The organism is Brachyspira catarrhinii (genome assembly GCF_005518285.1).
GTDB lineage: Bacteria > Spirochaetota > Brachyspiria > Brachyspirales > Brachyspiraceae > Brachyspira > Brachyspira catarrhinii.
Window position 1 is genome coordinate 1 of the sequence record NZ_SJDU01000496.1, and the last position, 1439, is coordinate 1439.

Here is a 1439-nt window from a genome sequence, read left to right on the forward strand (position 1 = left end):
AGCAAAGCGAAAAAATATAAAAGAGTGCTTGAAGGAATCGTAGTTTCTGATAAAATGGATAAAACTGTAGTTATTAAAGTGGAAATAAGGCAGAAACATCCTCTTTACGGAAAAACGATAAGCAAAAATAAAAGATATAAAGTTCATGATGAGCGAAACGAATGCGCCGAAGGAGATTTGATTAGGGTTATAGAATGCCGTCCTATAAGCAAAGATAAAAAATTTAGATTAATGAAGATATTAAAGAAAGCCGAACGCGTGGAAAAAGATTCTATGGATAGCGAAGTGGAAAGCGTTCTAAAAAGAGAAAAGCATGCTCCAGAAACGAGTATTGCGCAAACGGTAGAAGGAGAGTAATATGATACAAACGCCGACAACTCTTAATGTAGCCGATAATACGGGCGTAAAGAAATTAAAATGTATTAAAGTTTTGGGCGGAAGTAGACGCAGATACGCCACTTTGGGAGATATAATAGTTTGTTCCGTTACAGATATTATACCGACTTGTTCTATAGAAAAAGGAAAAGTGGTAAAAGCCGTTATAGTTAGAGTAAAAAAAGAAGTTAGACGAAATGACGGTTCTTATATACGATTTGACGAAAATGCCGCCGTTATAGTTGACGATAAAAAAGAGCCGAGAGGAAAGAGAATATTCGGTCCCGTGGCTCGAGAACTCAGAGACAAAGGCTTTATGAAAATAGTGTCGCTTGCTCCAGAAGTAATATAGAAGGGTAATACAATGAAAAAGAAATTAGATTTGAGTAATACGAAATATAAAGTTAAAAAAGGCGATACTGTCGAAGTGATTGCTGGAGAAAATAGCGGAAAAAGAGGCGAGGTTCTGTCTATTGATAGAGGAGCGGGCAGAGTTTTTGTTAAAGATATAAATATAATAAAAAAAACGATGCCTAAGTCTCAAGAAAATCAAAAAGGCGGTATAGTGGAGAGAGAAGCTTCTATACATATTTCAAATGTAATGGTAGTCGATAAATCGGGGAAAGCCACAAGAATCGGTATGAAAAATGTCGATGGAAAATTGAAAAGATATTCAAAAAAATCAGGGGAAGTTCTCGATAAATAGAGGTATTAATTATGTCAGTATTGAAAGATAGATATGAAAGAGAAATTAAGCAGTCTATATTGAAAGATATGAATCTTAGTTCTATTATGGCGGTTCCTAAAATAGAAAAGATAATTATCAATATGGGAATAAGTATGGCTGTGTCCGATAAAAAATATGTCGATTCCGCCGTAGAAGAGCTTACTCAAATAGCGGGACAGAGAGCGATTATTACGAGAGCTAAAAAGTCAATAGCTAATTTTAAGTTAAGACAAGGAATGCCAATCGGATGCAGAGTAACTTTAAGAGGCGAGAGAATGTATGATTTTTTGGAAAGGTTAATATTTATAGCGTTGCCTCGAGTTAGGGACTTTCAAGG

Annotated in this window: 4 protein-coding genes; all 4 read left to right on the top strand. The window is 35.3% G+C overall.

The features are described from left to right. Positions 1-357, top strand: a 357-nt coding sequence (rpsQ, locus tag EZH24_RS11790) for a 30S ribosomal protein S17 (RefSeq protein WP_137999274.1), incomplete at its 5' end; no start/stop codon positions are given. Between the two features lies 1 nt (position 358). Beyond that, positions 359-727, top strand: a complete 369-nt coding sequence (rplN, locus tag EZH24_RS11795) for a 50S ribosomal protein L14 (protein ID WP_137999275.1) — start codon at positions 359-361, stop codon at positions 725-727. Between the two features lie 12 nt (positions 728-739). Next, positions 740-1081, top strand: a complete 342-nt coding sequence (gene rplX, locus EZH24_RS11800; protein WP_137999276.1) for a 50S ribosomal protein L24 — start codon at positions 740-742, stop codon at positions 1079-1081. An 11-nt stretch (positions 1082-1092) separates the two neighbouring features. Beyond that, positions 1093-1439: large ribosomal subunit protein uL5 (rpl5, locus tag EZH24_RS11805; RefSeq protein WP_137999277.1), on the top strand; the 347-nt coding region annotated here is incomplete at its 3' end.